Annotated in this window: 14 protein-coding genes and 1 pseudogene; 9 read left to right on the plus strand and 6 right to left on the minus strand. The window is 59.9% G+C overall.

Going from position 1 to position 16,623, the window contains the following annotated elements; genetic code table 11:
- The first annotated feature begins 122 nt into the window (after positions 1-122).
- Positions 123-1,172, plus strand: a complete 1,050-nt coding sequence (locus NH395_RS11820; protein ID WP_253025056.1) for a LacI family DNA-binding transcriptional regulator — start codon at positions 123-125, stop codon at positions 1,170-1,172.
- Between the two features lie 9 nt (positions 1,173-1,181).
- On the opposite strand, the gene gap is transcribed toward NH395_RS11820, so the two are convergent.
- On the minus strand, positions 1,182-2,186 hold the full coding sequence (gap, locus tag NH395_RS11825; protein ID WP_253025058.1) for a type I glyceraldehyde-3-phosphate dehydrogenase: 1,005 nt from the start codon (positions 2,184-2,186) through the stop codon (positions 1,182-1,184).
- 279 nt (positions 2,187-2,465) lie between these two features.
- Here gap and pyk point away from each other — a divergent pair, with 279 nt between their 5' ends.
- Together pyk and NH395_RS11835 are read left to right on the plus strand one after the other, a co-directional pair.
- Positions 2,466-3,938 carry a pyruvate kinase gene (gene pyk, locus NH395_RS11830; protein WP_253025060.1) on the plus strand — a complete coding sequence of 491 codons (1,473 nt, stop codon included), beginning with the start codon at positions 2,466-2,468 and terminating at the stop codon, positions 3,936-3,938.
- 22 nt (positions 3,939-3,960) lie between these two features.
- Positions 3,961-4,437, plus strand: coding sequence for a methylglyoxal synthase (locus NH395_RS11835; protein ID WP_253025062.1), 477 nt, complete (start codon positions 3,961-3,963; stop codon positions 4,435-4,437).
- Positions 4,438-4,469: 32 nt separating this feature from the next.
- Here the strand turns inward: NH395_RS11835 and cra are convergent, their stop codons facing one another.
- Positions 4,470-5,471 (minus strand): catabolite repressor/activator, encoded by a 1,002-nt coding sequence (cra, locus tag NH395_RS11840; RefSeq protein WP_253025064.1) that lies wholly within the window; start codon positions 5,469-5,471, stop codon positions 4,470-4,472.
- 181 nt (positions 5,472-5,652) lie between these two features.
- Here cra and ptsP point away from each other — a divergent pair, with 181 nt between their 5' ends.
- The 4 genes from ptsP (at position 5,653) to pgi (ending at position 13,072) form a co-directional block, all read left to right on the plus strand.
- Positions 5,653-8,526, plus strand: coding sequence for a phosphoenolpyruvate--protein phosphotransferase (gene ptsP / locus NH395_RS11845; protein WP_253025065.1), 2,874 nt, complete (start codon positions 5,653-5,655; stop codon positions 8,524-8,526).
- Entirely contained in the window at positions 8,526-9,497 is a 972-nt protein-coding gene (gene pfkB, locus NH395_RS11850; protein ID WP_253025068.1) for a 1-phosphofructokinase, read from the plus strand. Before ptsP ends, pfkB begins: the two co-directional genes overlap by 1 nt.
- The gene (locus tag NH395_RS11855) at positions 9,494-11,236 is read left to right on the plus strand and encodes a PTS fructose-like transporter subunit IIB (RefSeq protein WP_253025070.1); all 1,743 of its coding nucleotides are present in this window, start codon (positions 9,494-9,496) and stop codon (positions 11,234-11,236) included. The genes pfkB and NH395_RS11855 overlap by 4 nt, the downstream gene beginning before the upstream one ends.
- Positions 11,237-11,404: 168 nt before the next feature.
- Positions 11,405-13,072 carry a glucose-6-phosphate isomerase gene (gene pgi, locus NH395_RS11860; protein WP_199285118.1) on the plus strand — a complete coding sequence of 556 codons (1,668 nt, stop codon included), beginning with the start codon at positions 11,405-11,407 and terminating at the stop codon, positions 13,070-13,072.
- Between the two features lie 219 nt (positions 13,073-13,291).
- Here the strand turns inward: pgi and NH395_RS11865 are convergent, their stop codons facing one another.
- From NH395_RS11865 to NH395_RS11875, 3 genes and pseudogenes are all read right to left on the minus strand, one after another.
- Positions 13,292-13,813: a DUF2442 domain-containing protein gene (locus NH395_RS11865; protein ID WP_066317313.1), complete on the minus strand. Its 522-nt coding sequence runs from the start codon at positions 13,811-13,813 to the stop codon at positions 13,292-13,294.
- Positions 13,807-14,076, minus strand: a complete 270-nt coding sequence (locus NH395_RS11870; RefSeq protein ID WP_066317314.1) for a DUF4160 domain-containing protein — start codon at positions 14,074-14,076, stop codon at positions 13,807-13,809. The genes NH395_RS11865 and NH395_RS11870 overlap by 7 nt, the downstream gene beginning before the upstream one ends.
- A 66-nt stretch (positions 14,077-14,142) precedes the next feature.
- A pseudogene (locus NH395_RS11875) lies at positions 14,143-14,263 on the minus strand (DinB family protein); the annotation flags it as partial.
- A gap of 93 nt (positions 14,264-14,356) precedes the next feature.
- On the opposite strand from NH395_RS11875, the gene NH395_RS11880 reads away from it, so the two are divergent.
- Together NH395_RS11880 and NH395_RS11885 are read left to right on the plus strand one after the other, a co-directional pair.
- A complete protein-coding gene (locus NH395_RS11880; RefSeq protein ID WP_199285117.1) occupies positions 14,357-15,442 on the plus strand; it encodes a PA0069 family radical SAM protein in 1,086 nt (361 codons plus the stop codon).
- Positions 15,443-15,483: 41 nt separating this feature from the next.
- Positions 15,484-15,789 (plus strand): winged helix-turn-helix domain-containing protein, encoded by a 306-nt coding sequence (locus NH395_RS11885; protein ID WP_066317317.1) that lies wholly within the window; start codon positions 15,484-15,486, stop codon positions 15,787-15,789.
- Between the two features lie 6 nt (positions 15,790-15,795).
- Here NH395_RS11885 and NH395_RS11890 read toward each other — a convergent pair whose 3' ends face one another.
- On the minus strand, positions 15,796-16,596 hold the full coding sequence (locus NH395_RS11890; RefSeq protein ID WP_199285431.1) for a DUF2797 domain-containing protein: 801 nt from the start codon (positions 16,594-16,596) through the stop codon (positions 15,796-15,798).
- Positions 16,597-16,623: the final 27 nt, after the last annotated feature.

Here is a 16,623-nt window from a genome sequence, read left to right on the forward strand (position 1 = left end):
CACGATTATCCACCGACCCGCGCAGATCGCCACGAGCCGTATGATGCAAGGCTTGTCGGGTGGCTGCGGGGGTCGGTATTCTTGCGGATGGACGCCTGACATTAGCCTGCATAGGAAACCCCGTGACACCACCCCGCCGAATGACGCTCAAGGACCTTGCCCGTGAACTCGGCGTCTCCACTGCCACCATTTCCAACGCCTTCAACCGGCCCGACCAACTGTCTCCCACACTGCGCGAACGCATCTTGAGTGAAGCGGCCCGCCTGGGATACAGCGGTCCGGATGCCAAGGCCCGCAGCCTGCGCACCGGCCGTTCACGAATTGTTGCCGTGGTACTGGCAGAGAGCCTTACCTACAGCTTGAATGATGCCGTGGCCAGCGAGTTTCTCTCCGGTGTCGCCGAAGTTCTCGACGCCCATGGGCATACGCTGTTGCTGCTGCCGGGGCGTGGACACGATTCGCAACCAGCGGGCTCGGCTAATATCGCCGATGGCTTCATCGTCTATGGTTTGATGCCCAACAACCAGCTGTTGCAGCGGCTGCCGGCCCATCGTCCGCTCGTCTCGGTCGATTTTGACGTAGAAGGCTGCCCAACGGTTCATATCGACGATACCGAGGCTAGCTACCACATCGCCTGCCATGCCCTTAAGCAGCCATCAAAGCGACCAACGATTATTAACCTGCGCTTGACCAAGGAACCCTGCAACGGGCGCGTGACGCCCGAGCACACCCTGCTGCCCAACACCAGTACGATCAGCCGCGCACGGCTGGAAGGTTTCCATACCGCGCTCAGCGAACACGGCGTGGATGCACAACAGGTACCGCTGTGGAATATCGAGGAGAATACGTTCGAGGTGTGTCGCCCGGTATTGGCAGAAATACTCGATCAACCTGAGCACCAGCGTCCCGACCTGCTGTTGTGCATGTCGGATCGCATTGCCTTGACGGCGCTGACGCTGGCCGAGCAGCGCGGCATCCGGGTACCCGAGGAGCTGCGTATCACCGGCTTTGACGGGATTGCGGAAGGCCAGTACCGAGCCCCCCGTTTGACGACGGTTAGGCAGGATAGCGAAGGCAAAGGGCGGGTGGCGGCGCAGATGATTCTCGGCCTGAAGCCCGCCGAGCAACAACGGTTGAAAACGGAGTTATTGCTCGGCGATACCTGTCCCTGACCGGTTGGATTACTTGGCGACGGCCTGCATGGCTTCCGCGGTATCCAGCATGCGGTTGGAGAAGCCCCACTCATTGTCGTACCAGGCCATGATTTTCACCAGCCGCCCGTTAACACGGGTGTGGTTGCTATCGAAAGTGGACGAGTTGGCGTCGTGGTTGAAATCGATAGACACCAATGGCTGGGCGTTGACCGCCAAGACCGGTGAATTGACTGCCGCTTTTTCAACGACCGCGTTGATCTCTTCTGCGGTGGTGTCACGGCCCGCAGTAAAGGTCAGGTCCACCAGCGAGACGTTGATCACCGGCACGCGCACTGCCAGACCGTCGAACTTACCCTCAAGCTCGGGCAGCACCTTGCCGACGGCAGCCGCGGCACCCGTCTTGGTCGGAATCATCGACTGGGTCGCACTGCGCGCCCGGTAGGGGTCAGTGTGATAGACATCCGACAGATTCTGGTCATTGGTATACGCATGCACCGTCGTCATCAGGCCATTCTCGATACCCACTGCATCGTTCAAGGCTTTGGCGACCGGCGCCAGGCAATTCGTTGTGCAGGAGGCATTCGAGACCACTTTATGCTCAGCGGTGAGTGTTTCTTCATTGACGCCGTACACAATCATGGCATCGGCATCAGAACTGGGTGCTGAAATCAACACACGCTTGGCGCCCGCGTCGATGTGTTTGGCCGCTGCTTCGCGCTTGGTGAACAAGCCCGTGCACTCCATCACGATATCGATGTCCATCGATGCCCAGGGCAATTTTGCGGGATCTCGCTCAGAGGAAATGGCGATGCGGTCGCCATCGACACTGATACTTTCCGCGTCATGATCGACCGAATACGGAAAATGGCCGTGGACGCTGTCATGACGAAGCAGGTGGGAGTTAAGCGACGGATCGCCAAGGTCGTTGATCGCAACGACCTGCATACGATCACGGTAGCCGTTTTCGTAAAGGGCACGCAGTACGTTACGGCCAATGCGACCGAAGCCGTTGATAGCGACTCTTATTGTCATGGGGCACCTCACCTTTGCAGAGAACGTTTGTAACAAAAATACATAGCGGATCTTTGCTACGCAACCGGTTCTATATTCAGTAAAAAGTTACTAAAAATACGTATTTAAGCACCCTAACGAGACGCTTTGCGGAGCCAAAGTCCTCAAAAAGGCTGCCTTTCAATCAATATGTAGTAAAATTACTATATAGACGCTATCGTAGTCCACAACTTAATAGCCTGCAATTTCAATATCCGCGCAGCGCCAACAATAACCATGGCCGACCCAGGAGAATGTGCAATGACGAGCCAAATCCTCTCACTCCCCATACGCCGCACCAAGATTGTCGCCACGCTAGGCCCCGCAAGCGACCGCCCCGGTGTACTGGAAGCCATGCTGAAAGCCGGTGTCGATGTCGTTCGCCTGAACTTCTCCCATGGCGCCGCGGACGACCATCGCCGCCGCCTGCAGGACGTTCGTGAGATCGCCCAGCGACTGGGGCGTAGCGTCGCCGTACTGGGCGACCTTCAAGGGCCTAAAATTCGCATTTCACGCTTTCAGGATGGTGCCATCCACCTCACCCACGGCCAGCCGTTCATCCTCGACATGGCGCTCGGCACTGACCAGGGCAACCAGGAACGGGTCGGCTGTGACTACAAGTCGCTGATCGATGACGTCACCGCCGGCGACCGCCTGCTGCTCGACGACGGTCGCGTGGTCCTGGATGTCACTCAAGTAGTTGACCAGGAAGTGCACACACGGGTTCACGTGGGCGGCAAGCTGTCCAACAACAAAGGCATCAACAAGCAAGGCGGGGGCCTCTCCGCCCCGGCGCTCACCGAAAAGGACAAGGCCGACCTGGTCACCGCTCTGGATATCGGCGTGGACTACCTGGCGGTTTCCTTCCCACGTAGCGCCGCCGACATGCAGGAGGCACGCACCCTCCTTGGTGATGCTGGCAAGGACATCGGCCTGGTTGCCAAACTCGAGCGAGCCGAAGCCGTGGCCAACGACAAAACCCTGGATGGCATCATCCAGGCCTCGGAAGCCGTGATGGTGGCGCGCGGCGACCTGGGTGTGGAAATTGGCGATGAGGCACTGATCGGCACCCAGAAGCGCATCATCAAGCACGCCCGCACCCTGAACCGTGCGGTGATTACCGCGACCCAGATGATGGAGTCGATGATCGAGTCGCCGCTGCCCACCCGGGCCGAGGTGTTTGACGTGGCCAACGCGGTGCTGGATGCCACCGACGCGGTGATGCTCTCCGCCGAAACCGCCGCGGGGGATTATCCGGTGGAGACCATCGAGGCGATGAACCGCGTCTGCCTGGGCGCTGAGCGCGAGCGCATTGCCCAGGAGTCGAGCCACCGCATTCACGAAGGCTTCGAGCGCATTGACGAGACCATTGCGCTGTCTGCCATGTACGCGGCCAACCATCTCGCGGGTGTCAGCGTGATCGCCTGCATGACCGCCACGGGCTATACGCCCCTGATTGCGTCGCGCATTCGCTCCAAGCTGCCGATTGTCGGCCTGGCCCATAGCCCCATCGCTCAGCGCCGCATGGCGCTGTACCGGGGCGTGGTCTCGATACCCTTCGACACGAGCCACATGCAGGCAGAAGACGTCAACGGCGAGGCGCTGAGATTATTAAAAGCCCACGGCTTGGCGGACCCCGGCGAGCATGTCATTCTCACTCGAGGCGACCATATGAACGCCCATGGCGGCACCAACACCATGAAGGTGTTAGCCGTTGCGTCCGAGTCGCCATGATCCTGCTTTGGAGATCCATACCATGAACGATGCGCGCCCCCCTCGTCAGGCAATTCGCAAGCTCCAGGCCCGCAAGCGGATTGCGCTGATTGCCCACGACGGCAAGAAAACCGAAATGCTTGAGTGGGCGACGCGCTGGAAAGACACGCTGGGCCGCCACGAACTGCTTGGCACCGGCACCACGGCAAAACGCTTGCACGACGCACTGGGACTGCCTATCGAAGGATTGATGAGCGGGCCGCTTGGCGGTGACCAGCAGATTGGCGCACGCATTGCCGAGCAGGCGCTCGACGTGCTGATCTTTTTCTGGGACCCGTTCGCGCCCCAGCCCCACGACCCGGATGTCAAAGCGCTACTGCGCCTTGCGGCACTCTGGAATATCCCGGTAGCGTGCAATGCCGCCAGCGCCGACTTTGTGCTTTCCTCGCCTTATCTAGATGAAAGCTACTACATGTCGATACCCGACGCAGATGCTTGGGCCGAAGCCCGCAAGGATTGACTGACGAGCGGCGAGTCGTTGGCCGCTTGGTTTCAAGCCATCATTTGCGCACCGGGATGACGGGTGCGCAAATGGCGTGCCACCACCTGCTGACCGCATTGGGGCTCGCCCTCTGTCGCGGCCAGGGCACAGCGTAGCGTCAACTCCGCGATGCGGTCGTAATCCTGCAGGGCCGAGTTGATCGGCTGGGGCAAAAAATCCAGCAGGCGATGATCACCAAAGGTGGCCAGCCGCATCCCTTCCGGCAACCCTCCTCGCTCCAGAAAGACGTCAAACACACCTTCCAGCAGCGTATAGGACGCGGTAACCAACGCATCGGCTCCCCCCTCTTCATCCAGCAGCTTGACCGCCAGGCGGGCGCCTTCGCTACGCTCATAATGCGTACCGCATAAATACAGCGGCGTTATGGACGTGCCCGCTAGCGCCTGCTGAAAACCGGCCCGGCGCTCACGGCTGATGGAAAGGTCTGGCATTGCCTCGAGCCATGCAACGCGCTGGGTAGCCGGGTCAATCACCGAGTGGGTCAGCGCCAGCGATGCCTGACGGTCGTTACTGACCACGCTGGCAAAGTGTTCAGGGTCCAGCCCCCTGTCCATTCCCACCACGCTCCAGCCTTCTTTTACCAGGTCCGCGTAAAACGGATCGTCGCTGGCCAGACAACTCGCCGTGATAAGCACTTCACAGCGCTGGGCGCGCAACGCGAGCGCCAGCGCCCGTTCGCTTTCCGGGCAATCGTCGGAGCTCACCACCAGCAGTTGATAGCCGCGTTCGCGAGCGCCCCGCTCTATACGCTTGGCAAGCCGCGCGTAACTGATGTTTTCCAGGTCAGGTACGATCAACCCCAGTAAGCGACTGGCCCCCCGGCGCAGGGCGGCGGCCTGGGGGTCGATGTGATAACGGTGCTGGCGAACGACCGCCATCACCTTGTCAATGGTCGCTTGGCTAATGCGGCGTTTTTCGGCCTGGCCATTAATCACATAGCTGGCGGTGGTACGTGATACCCCGGCAAGCCGGGCAATATCGGCAAGTGTCATGAATTTCCCCTCTGATTGCCGCCAGTTTAACAGTCGACAGACGCCCATCAGACCAAAGTCTAGGCGCGAACCTCTTGTGTCCCGAAGTGAATCGATTCAGCATAGCCAACTATACACAGATGACACGATTCATCCAGCTCACTTCGGTGCGCTACGACCATGGTTCTACACGGAGACACCTATGCTGACGCTCGGCTCTGATGACATATTGCTGGACTGCCATGCTGACGACTGGCGAGCAGCTCTCAACAGCGCCGCCGATGCGCTGGTGGCGGCGGGGTTTGTCGAACCCGACTATCGTGACGGCTTGCTCGACCGGGAAGCCCAGTCCTCGACGTTTTTGGGCAATGCCATCGCCATCCCCCACGGCACCCCGGAAAGCCGCCAATACGTCAAGCAAACCGGGGTACGCGTTTTACAGTTTCCCCACGGGGTTCAATGGCACGATGGGCAGCAGGTGCACGTGCTGGTGACCATTGCCGCACAAAACGACGAGCACCTCGACATCCTGCGCCAGCTGACCCATGTACTCGATCGCGAGGGCGTCGCTGAGCAGCTGGCTGACGCCACCTCCGCCGCCGATGTGGCGCGCCTGCTTTCCAAGCCAGCCGTGATGCCACGTCTGGATAACGACACCCTGTGCGTTAGCTTCCCCGCCAAGGATCTGCAGGAATTGACGTTAGCCGCTGCCGCACGACTGCGCCAAAGCGGCTGCGTCGATAATACGTTTATCAGCGCCATTGCCTCCGCTGAGCCCACCTGGCTGGGTAACGGCCTGTGGCTGGCAAGCCACGCTCACGGGGTTACCCAGCCCGCTCTGGGTGTTGCAACCCCGGCAGATACATCACTGAATCATCACGGCCATCCCGTTCATGCCTTGTTCTGCCTGGCGGCCAGCGGTGAAAGCCACCGTTCACTGCTCGAGCAATTATTGCCTCTGCTGGACCACAACGACAGCGAGAGCCTGGTCAACAACACCAGTGCCCAGTGGCTGGCCACCCTGGCGGGTGAAACCGCCAGCACGCAAACCCAGCGCGCCCGCGTATTAAACCCTCACGGCCTCCATGCTCGCCCGGCCAAGCAACTGGTCCAGACCGCCCGCGCCCAGGCGGTGCCGATCAACGTTCGCCTTGAAGAAGGCAGCGCCACGCCAGTTTCCGCCGCCAGTCTGACCAAGGTGATTGGTTTGGGCGCACGGCGGGGCCAGTGGCTGGTGTTTTCTGCCGAGGGCGAGCAGGCAGGCCAGGCACTCGCGGCCGTCAGCGAGGCCGTCGAATCCGGCCTCGGCGAGAAAGTTGCCACCTTTGACGGCGGCCGGGAAAGCGTCTCTCCCGCTACCGACAGCACCAGGCCCGCCGTGGAACCGCTGGCTGACGATACGCCGCATACCGGCGTGGCCGCCTCGCCGGGGCTTGCCATCGCGCCGGTGTTCGTCATCCGCCCGCCGAGCTTTGAATATCCGCAGCACGCCGACGACCCCGAGCATGAAGTAACGCGCCTGCGCGAGGCGCTGAAAGAAGGCGCCGACCAGCTGGAAACGCTGGTACACAACGCGCCGGGCGGTGAAGTCGCTGACATTCTCTCCATGCACGAAGAAATGCTCGACGACCCGGAGCTGCACCAGGCCGCCATCGATGCCATCCGCGAAGGGGCCTCGGCAGAGGCTGGCTGGTGGGAAGCCATCGACACCGCGGCCCACGCCCAGGAAATGCTAGCCGACCGGCTACTGGCCGAACGCGCCGCCGACCTGCGCGACGTGGGCCGCCGAGTCCTCGGCGTGCTGTGCGACGTCAAGCGGCCCGCGCCGCCCGAGCATCCGTATATTCTGGTGATGGACGATATTGGCCCCTCTGATGTCGCACGGCTGGATACCTCGCGAGTGCGTGGTCTGCTCACCGTTCGCGGCGGCGCTACGGCGCATAGCGCGATTCTGGCCCGCGCGTTAGGCATCCCGGCGGTTGTCGGTGCCGGTGACGCCGTCATGGCGCTACCTGACGGCGGCATGATGATTCTCGATGGCGAACGCGGGCGGGTCACCCACAAGCCTTCGGAAGACCGCCTGCAGCGCGCCGAGCAGCAGTTGCTTGACCAGCAGCAGCGCGAAGCCGACGCCTGGGAAACGCGCTTTGAAACGGCTCAAACCCAGGATGGTCACCGGGTCGAAGTCGCCGCCAACCTGGGCAACACCGCGCATGCCGAAGACGCCGTCGAGCGCGGCGCCGAAGGTGTTGGCCTGCTGCGCACCGAGTTCCTGTTTATGGCCCACGCCAGCGCGCCGGATCTGGCGACCCAGATCGACGAATACCGCCAGGCGATTGACGCTCTCGGCGGCCGCCCGCTGGTGGCCCGCACGCTGGACGTCGGCGGCGACAAGCCGCTGCCCTACTGGCCGGTGCCGCAGGAAGACAACCCCTTCCTTGGTCTGCGCGGCATTCGCCTGGCGCTGACCCAGCCGGAAGTGCTCGAAACCCAGTTACGCGCGCTGTTGATGGCCGGTAAGGATAGCCCTCTGCGCATCATGCTGCCCATGGTCAAGGACATCGCCGAGTTCCGTGCCGCCAAGGCGATCTATGACCGGCTACTGAGCGAGATCGCCCCGTCTCAGCGGGCCACCGACGTCCAGCTCGGCGTGATGATCGAGGTGCCCTCCAGTGCCCTGCTGGCGCCGTCACTGGCCGCCGAGGTGGACTTCTTCTCGGTGGGCACCAACGATTTGACCCAGTACACCCTGGCCATCGACCGCGGTCATCCGGAGCTATCCGCCCAGGCCGACGGCCTGCATCCGGCGGTGCTCCGGCTGATCCAGATGACCGTTGATGCCGCCCATGCCCAGGGCAAATGGGTGGGTGTCTGTGGCGAACTGGCCTCTGACGCCATGGCAGTGCCCGTGTTGGTCGGCCTGGGCGTTGACGAGCTTTCTGTCAGCGCCCGGCAGATCCCGCTGGTCAAGGCGCGGCTGCGCGAGTTTGATCTGGCGGATGCCCAGGCCAGCGCTCAATTGGCACTGGCCCAAGCCACCAGCGATGACGTACGCGACGCGCTGGAGGCTCGCTGATGGCCCGTGTGCTATGCATTACCCTCAACCCGGCATTGGACCTGGCGTTCAGCCTTGACCAGCTCACGCTAGGGGCGGTTAACCGCCCCCATAGCGCCCAGCTGGAGGCCGCGGGTAAAGGCGTCAATGTTGCCCGGGTACTGGCAGGGTTAGGCCATGACGTGACCGTGAGCGGCTTTCTGGGGGCTGATAACGACGCCCCTTTCGCACTGGCCTTTCAGCACGCCACCTTGCATGACGACTTCGTGCGTGTTGCGGGTGAAACACGCATCAATGCCAAGCTAGCTGAACAAAGCGGCCGGGTCACCGACATCAACGGCCCCGGCACGCCGATCACTTCAAACGATCTGCAACGTTTAACGGCAAGGCTGGATGCACATTTATACGGCGCCGCGCCGCCTCACGCGGTCGTGGTGGCGGGCAGCTTACCGCCGGGGCTCAGTCTCGATGACTTTCGCGCTTTTCTCCAGCACCTGAAGGCCTGCGGTGTTCCTCTCTGGGTGGATACCAGCGGCGCGGCGCTTAACACCGCCATTGAGATACAGCCCACCGCCGTCAAGCCCAACGAGCTTGAGCTTGCACACTGGGTGGGTGAGCCGCTTGAAACCCGTCATGCGCTGACCCAGGCGACTCGTCGTCTGCATCAAGGCGGCGTGGAACAGGCGCTGGTCTCTGCCGGTGCCGATGGCGTGCTTTGGGTTAACACCCAGGGCAGTTGGCAGGCAACGCCACCCTTAGTCACCGCCGTCAACACCGTGTGCGCCGGCGATACGTTCGTCGCGGGCATGCTCCACGGCCTGCTCAGCGGCCACGATCCCGAGAAGACCCTTCGTTTCGCCACGGCATTATCCGCCGATGCGGTTCGCCATGTGGGCGTGGGCAACCCCCAGGCCGACGACTTCGACTCACTCCAACAACAGACCCGGGTACGGCGTCTTGATGACACCACCACCGAGGGAGCTACGCTATGAATGTAATTCTGATTACCGCCTGCCCCAGCGGCATGGCGACCACCTTCCTCGCCGCCAAGCGGCTGGAGCAAGCCGCCGAACGCCAAGGCTGGCACGTTCATGTGGAAATGCACGGTGAGCTGGCACCGCTCCAGGCGGCCACCGCCGAGCAGATTGCCAATGCCGATCTGGTCGTCGTCGCCGCGGATCACGTGCCCGCCCCCGAGCGCTTTGAAGGCAAGCGGCTCTATCAAGCGCCGATTGCCGACGCGCTCCCTGACCCCAGTGGCTTTTTGGCCACCGCGAAACGCGATGCGCCGATTTATCAAGCGCCCGCCAGCACGCCCGCTGACAGCGCCTCGGCACCCGCGGCCGCTGAAGGGCAGAACATTGTCGCGGTGACCGCCTGCCCGACGGGGGTTGCCCATACCTTTATGGCCGCCGAGGCGCTAGCGGAAGCGGGCAAAGCCATGGGCCATGCGATCCGCGTGGAAACCCAGGGCTCGGTAGGCGCCCAGGACCAGCTGACGGAAAAAGAGATCGCTGACGCCGATGTCGTCGTTTTGGCCTGTGATATCGACGTCGACCCTACCCGCTTTGCGGGCAAGCGCATTTATCGCACCTCTACCGGCAGTGCCCTGAAAAAACCGCGCCCAACCCTGGAAGCCGCCCTCGCCCACGCCAGTGTCGAAAACGGCAACCAGGCCAGTACCAGCAGTGAAGGCAAAAGCGTCAAGGAGAAAGGCGTCTACAAGCACCTGCTGACCGGCGTATCCTTTATGCTGCCGATGGTGGTGGCGGGTGGTTTGCTGATCGCGCTGTCGTTTGTGTTCGGTATCAACGCCGCCGAGGAAGAAGGCTCGCTGGCCGCCGCACTGATGAAAATCGGCGGCGGCACCGCCTTCGCGCTGATGATCCCGGTACTCGCGGGGTATATTGCCTACTCGATTGCCGACCGCCCCGGTATCGCGCCGGGCATGATTGGCGGCATGTTGGCCGCCGATATTGGCGCTGGTTTTATCGGCGGTATTCTGGCCGGCTTCCTGGCCGGTTACGTCGCCCTGGCGGTTACCCGTTATGTCAAGCTGCCTTCGAGTATCGAATCACTCAAACCGATTCTGATTATTCCACTGATCGCCAGCCTGGTCACCGGCCTGGTAATGATCTATATCGTCGGCGAGCCAGTGGCGGGCATTCTCAACACGCTGACCAACTTCCTTGAAACCATGGGCTCTGCCAACGCGGTATTGCTGGGTATTCTGCTGGGCGCCATGATGTGTTTCGACCTGGGCGGCCCGGTCAATAAAGCCGCCTATACCTTTGGCGTCGGGCTTCTGGCCTCGGAAACCTATGGTCCCATGGCGGCGATCATGGCCGCGGGCATGGTACCTGCCATCGGTATGGGCATTGCCAGTCTGGTGGCGCGCAACAAATTCTCGGCGCCCGAGCGCGAGGCAGGCAAGGCCTCCTTTGTGCTGGGTATGTGTTTTATCAGCGAAGGGGCGATTCCGTTTGCCGCCAAAGACCCACTGCGGGTAATCCCTGCCTGCATGCTGGGCGGTGCCGTTACCGGCGCACTTTCCATGCTGGTAGGCGCTAAACTGATGGCACCCCACGGTGGTATCTTCGTACTGCTTATCCCCAATGCCATCACCCCGGTCTTTCTCTACCTGGGCGCCATTGTGGTCGGCTCGCTGATTACCGGCCTGAGCTATGCCATGATCAAACGTGGCGCCACCCAGGTGGCCATTGCCAGCTAAGCAATACCAGGCGGGCCAAGGCCCGCCTTTTTCTTGATACCGTTATTGGTTTTATTACCGCGCAACACGCTTTTGTTTACGGTGGTTTGCCACAGTGCGCGTTTTATGTAGTATTTTTACACACATAACATCAAGACAACTCGCCGATCTACAACAACGGACACCGCTATGTTTCAGTTAACCCGCAGTGTGACGTGGCAGGCACTCGAACGCCTGCGCGACAAAACCGCTAACGACCGCATTCGTGACTACTTCACCAATGACCCGCAGCGCTTTGAAAAAATGAGCCTGCGGGTGGGCGGCCTTTTCCTCGACTACTCGAAGCACCACGTATCCGACGAGGTCAAGGCCAAGCTGATCGAGCTGGCCGACCACTCCGCCCTGGTGCAGCGCCGAGCGCAGATGTTCTCGGGCGATATCATCAACGTCACCGAAGACCGCCCGGTACTTCACACTGCGCTGCGCCACCTGGGCGACGAGCCGGTGTTTGTCGATGGCAAGGATGTAATGCCCGAGATCACCCGCACCCGCGAGCAGATCAAGCAGTTTTCCGAGGCGGTGCGTAGCGGTGAGTGGAAAGGCTATAGCGGCAAACGCATCAAGGACGTGGTCAACATTGGCATCGGCGGGTCGGACCTGGGCCCCAACATGGCCGTCCGTGCGCTATTGAAGTACCGCCACCCGGAGCTGCATTTCCACTTCGTTTCCAACGTGGACGGCACCCATATCCAGAAGGTGCTTTCGCGTCTCGACCCGGCCACCACGCTGTTTATCGTCTCAACCAAGACCTTCTCTACCCAGGAAACCCTGCTCAACGCCAAGACGGCGCGGCGCTGGTTCCTGGAGAACGCAGGTGAAGACGCCGATGTGGGCGCGCACTTTATCGCTGCCTCCACCAATCGCAAGGCCGCGATGGAATTCGGCATTCGTGAAGAGAACGTGTTCGAGTTCTGGGCCTGGGTCGGCGGGCGCTACTCCATGTGGTCATCCATTGGCCTGCCGATTGCGCTCTCGATTGGCTTTGAGGGCTTCATCGAGCTGCTGGAAGGCGCTCACGAGATGGATAATCACTTCATTGAAGCGCCCTTCTCCGAGAACATGCCGGTACTGATGGCGCTGATTGGCATCTGGTATATCAATTTCATTGGTGCGGAAACCCAGGCCATCGTGCCCTACGACCAGGCCCTGCACCAGTTGCCTTCGTTTCTCCAGCAGTTGGATATGGAGTCCAACGGCAAGTCGGTGGATATCTTCGGCCACCCGGTGAATTACAAGACCGGCCCGATTGTCTGGGGCCAGACCGGCTCCAACGGTCAGCACGCTTTCTTCCAACTGCTGCATCAGGGCACACGCTACGTACCGATCGACTTTATCGCCTCACTCAAGCCCGAGCCGGGTGTCGAAGACCACCACTTCGCGCTGCTCACCAACATGCTCGCCCAGGCCAACGCCTTTATGGAAGGCAGCCAGGGAGACAGCAAGGAGCTTAGCCAGCACGATCCCTACAGCTGCCCTGGCAACCGCCCGTCCAGCACCCTGCTGCTGGACGAGCTGACGCCGAAAAACCTGGGTGCCCTGATCGCGCTCTACGAACACAAGGTGTTCGTGCAAGGCGTTATCTGGAACATCAACTCCTTCGACCAGTGGGGTGTTCAGCTCGGCAAGCGCATCGCCGGTGAAATCAGCGAGCGCATCGACACCAACGCCGCCGACTTCGACGCCTCGACCCAGGGACTGCTGGAGCTGCTGCGCGGGCACTTCCCCGGCAATGGGAGAAGTGAAGACAGCGCCACAAAAGCCAACGACGATAAAAAAACCACGCGGAAAAAGCGCTAAGCGCTAGCGAGTCACGTACTGGATAACGCGAAACGCCTTGGCTTTAGAGAGCCAAGGCGTTTTTGTTGCTATTGGACGACTGGCTTGGTCGTAGCGACGCTATTCAATCTCTACCTGCCGCCGGATCTTTGGCCAGTCAGCTTTGAGCTCAATTCATGGCTTATCTTCCACCACCTGCGTACTTACTCTTCTTAGAATATCTGATTTAACTTCCTGGTTTTATCGCTGTGCTGTAGAACGCTCACTGACATTCTCTTTTGCTAATTCGATGACCGCATGCCCCAGTTGAACCAAGGTGGCGAAATTGGGGGTGGTTTGTGGCTTTAGAGAACGATAGGCGCTGGTACGGCTTTTGATACCTGCTTTGGCAATGACCTGGCTATGCCCGAACTGCTCCACGTAGGAACGAATAGCAGCCTGTAAAATGTCGGGACGCCCTTCCTGCATAGAGTCCCATGAGGCTTGCTTAATAACGTCTTCCATTTCCTGCACATTGAAGTGAGTGGCTGCTGTTTTCTGCACGCCTTTTGTCACTGCACGCAGGGTGCTCGCAGAAAGCTCATTGCCACCCCAGTTGAGCGACCCAGCCGCGGTTAGTGAGAACTTTTGGAAGTCTTTAATCCCTGAAAAAGGAGCCTTGCTAAAATAGCCTGATAGATCAGCAACGCCATGAAAACCATCGCTAAAAACCAGTTCAAGCGTATATGACCCAACCAAGTCCACATCAATGATTTTTAACATATGTCACCTAATTTGCCTGGGTTTTCACCATTGACTGCTTTCTGCCACATATGCATTAGCTGCTCCCGATGCTCAGCAATGTGGTTTTCTGCCCGCTTACGATGCTTATTGGGCAGATATCCCTCCAAGCACTCACCTGACTCAATTGCGATTATCAGTTCATAGCCACCATATTTGACGTGCAGGTGAGGAAGCTTGTGCTGCTTGTTATCAAAAAAATACATACAAAATGAAAGCCCGAGCAGAGCATCAATCTCTGGCATGCCCCCTCCTTGAATGGCACCCTGAAGATAGAATAGCACCGTATCCTGAAAGAGACAAAATAACCATCATTTTTCCATCTCATCCGGAATCATCGCCAGCAGAGCGGTAACGCCAATATCCACACCGGCTTGAGAGAATTAAGGTGGCCACCTGCCCTCGGTGATGGGTTTGGTGATTGAAGAAGTAAAAATTTAGCACTTAAGCCCTTTTCCCTCGCCTTGCGTCTTTTTACAAACGCCATATACTGTATATATAACCATATATTAACGGGGGTGGCAGATGACGTCTTTTCATTACGCTGATGGCGGCTCCTCTGTACGCAAAGGGCGTGGAGCGACGTACGACCCGCATAACCGCTTTGCGCCCACCCAAAGCGTTGCGGAAGACGATGGCTGGTGGCGGGAGGAAGCATCCACCTCCATCGCCACCGAGGTACGCGAAGAGGTGAGTAAAAGCGCCCTGTCGTGGAACACCTCGCCGGATTTGCCGTTTGATCGCTCACTGAATCCTTATCGCGGCTGTGAGCACGGCTGCGTTTACTGCTATGCCCGCCCCTCCCATGCCTACTGGGATTTATCGCCAGGGCTGGATTTTGAAACCAGGCTGATTGCCCGCAGCGGTTTGGTGGAGCGGTTAACCGACGAGCTGTGCCACCCTAATTACGTATGCCGTCCGATTAACCTTTCCGGCAATACCGACTGTTACCAGCCACTTGAGGCAAAACACCAAACCACCCGCCGCTTGCTTGAGTTGTTATTGGAATGTCGGCATCCGGTCACCATCGTGACCAAAAGCAGCCTGATACTGAGAGACCTGGAGCTACTTTCGGAAATGGCCGAACACCGCCTGGTGCGAGTGTTTATCAGCCTTACCAGCCTGGATGCCAACCTGAAACGCACCCTCGAGCCGCGCACGGCGTCGCCTCAAGCCCGCCTGAAAGTCATCCGCGAGCTGAATACGGCGGGGATTCCTGTGGGCACCCTGGTTTCGCCGATCATCCCTGGGCTGACCGACCATGAGATCGAGCGGATTCTTGAAGCCGCCAGCCGAGCGGGGGCGCGCACCGCCACCTGGATGCTGTTGCGACTGCCCCATGAAGTGGCGCCACTGTTCGAGGCATGGCTGGAAGCCCACTACCCTGAACGGGCAGCCAAAGTGATGAGCTTGATTCGCCAGTGCCGCGGCGGAAAGGATTACGACGCCCGCTTTGGCAAGCGTTTCCGCGGTGAAGGGGTGTTTGCCGAAATGATTGGCCAGCGGTTCAATCGTGCCAGTCGCCAGTGGAAATTGCAGTCCCGCACCGAGCAGGGATTGAATACCCGCGATTTCCGCCCGCCGCGCGCGCAAGGGGATTTATTCTATTAGACTGGGCGGCGTTACTGTCGACCCCCATAAAAGGATGCGCCATGCCCGCGCCGTTAAGCAAAACCAAATCGAGCTTTTACCGCCGCCTTTATGTGGCGTACCTGATTGACCAGGGCGCTGCCAGCGTCCCCGCCTTGATCGAGGCGACAGGCATGCCAAGGCGCACCGCGCAAGACACCATTACCTCGCTTGCCGAATTGGATATCGAATGTGTGTTCGAAAAGGATGAAGGCGAGCGGCACAACATCGGCCGCTATCAGATACGCGATTGGGGGGCGATTGACCCACACTGGGTGGCAAGTCACGCCCAGTACCTGCAAAAGGCACTGGGCTACGGTAACGCCTAAGCGGTATTAAGCAACGCTTACCTCGTAACCGGTAAACTTACGCAGATTGATCACGCCGGTATCCAGCATCAAGTATTGGCCTTTGATGCCTTGCAAAATGCCGCTGACTTCGGGCTGCTTATCAAAGTTATGCGACACGATTTTGCGCGGGAAGGCCGCAACTGGATAGTGAAAGGCATGGTGTTGACCATCCAGCTCGCGAATGGCGTCCTCCCCGTGTTCGCTTTTCAGTTGCCCAAGGCCGCTGGCGGTTGCGGCCATCAGGCGATCGCGTTCGGCTTTCAGATCAAGCTCCGCCACCTCGCCTTTGAGCATGGCCCGCCAGTTGGTGCGGTCACCAACATGCTCCTTGAACAGCATCTCCACAAAGCCTGATTGCTGGCGGGTATCGACCTCGATAATCGGCAAGGCCTGTATCGCCCCCTGGTCCAACCAGCGGGTGGGCATTTGCGTTTTACGGGTAATCCCTACTTTCAACCCCGACGAGTTGGCCAGGTAAACAATATGCGGCTGAAAGCAATGCTGCTCCGCCCATGCGGGGTCGCGGCAGGTACCCTGATAGTAATGGCACGTTTCCGGCTTCATGATGCAGGTATCGCACTGGGCCAGGCGCTTGAAGCAGGGGTAGCAGTAGCCCTGGGCAAAGCTTTTTTTGGTTGCACGACCGCAATGGGTGCAGGCGATAGCGCCGCTCCAACTCAGCTTTAACGGCGATCCCAACCGTGCGTTCAAATCAATACGATGCTCACCCGCGCGCAGCTGATAGCTGACGGGTTGCGCCTGGGTCGAACCCGGTTCCACCGCCATTTTCCGCAAGCAGCCCTGCACTAAGCC

This window comes from Halomonas sp. Mc5H-6 (genome assembly GCF_024124705.1).
Classification (GTDB): Bacteria; Pseudomonadota; Gammaproteobacteria; order Pseudomonadales; family Halomonadaceae; genus Vreelandella; species Vreelandella subterranea.

Excerpts from the sequence above, each read along its gene's own strand:
- gap (WP_253025058.1), bottom strand. The coding sequence starts at position 2,186 with ATGACAATAAGAGTCGCTATCAACGGCTTCGGTCGCATTGGCCGTAAC.
- pyk (WP_253025060.1), top strand. The coding sequence starts at position 2,466 with ATGACGAGCCAAATCCTCTCACTCCCCATACGCCGCACCAAGATTGTC.
- NH395_RS11835 (WP_253025062.1), top strand. The coding sequence starts at position 3,961 with ATGAACGATGCGCGCCCCCCTCGTCAGGCAATTCGCAAGCTCCAGGCC.
- cra (WP_253025064.1), bottom strand. The coding sequence starts at position 5,471 with ATGACACTTGCCGATATTGCCCGGCTTGCCGGGGTATCACGTACCACC.
- ptsP (WP_253025065.1), top strand. The coding sequence starts at position 5,653 with ATGCTGACGCTCGGCTCTGATGACATATTGCTGGACTGCCATGCTGAC.
- pfkB (WP_253025068.1), top strand. The coding sequence starts at position 8,526 with ATGGCCCGTGTGCTATGCATTACCCTCAACCCGGCATTGGACCTGGCG.
- NH395_RS11855 (WP_253025070.1), top strand. The coding sequence starts at position 9,494 with ATGAATGTAATTCTGATTACCGCCTGCCCCAGCGGCATGGCGACCACC.
- pgi (WP_199285118.1), top strand. The coding sequence starts at position 11,405 with ATGTTTCAGTTAACCCGCAGTGTGACGTGGCAGGCACTCGAACGCCTG.
- NH395_RS11865 (WP_066317313.1), bottom strand. The coding sequence starts at position 13,813 with ATGTTAAAAATCATTGATGTGGACTTGGTTGGGTCATATACGCTTGAA.
- NH395_RS11870 (WP_066317314.1), bottom strand. The coding sequence starts at position 14,076 with ATGCCAGAGATTGATGCTCTGCTCGGGCTTTCATTTTGTATGTATTTT.
- NH395_RS11880 (WP_199285117.1), top strand. The coding sequence starts at position 14,357 with ATGACGTCTTTTCATTACGCTGATGGCGGCTCCTCTGTACGCAAAGGG.
- NH395_RS11885 (WP_066317317.1), top strand. The coding sequence starts at position 15,484 with ATGCCCGCGCCGTTAAGCAAAACCAAATCGAGCTTTTACCGCCGCCTT.
- NH395_RS11890 (WP_199285431.1), bottom strand. The coding sequence starts at position 16,596 with ATGGCGGTGGAACCGGGTTCGACCCAGGCGCAACCCGTCAGCTATCAG.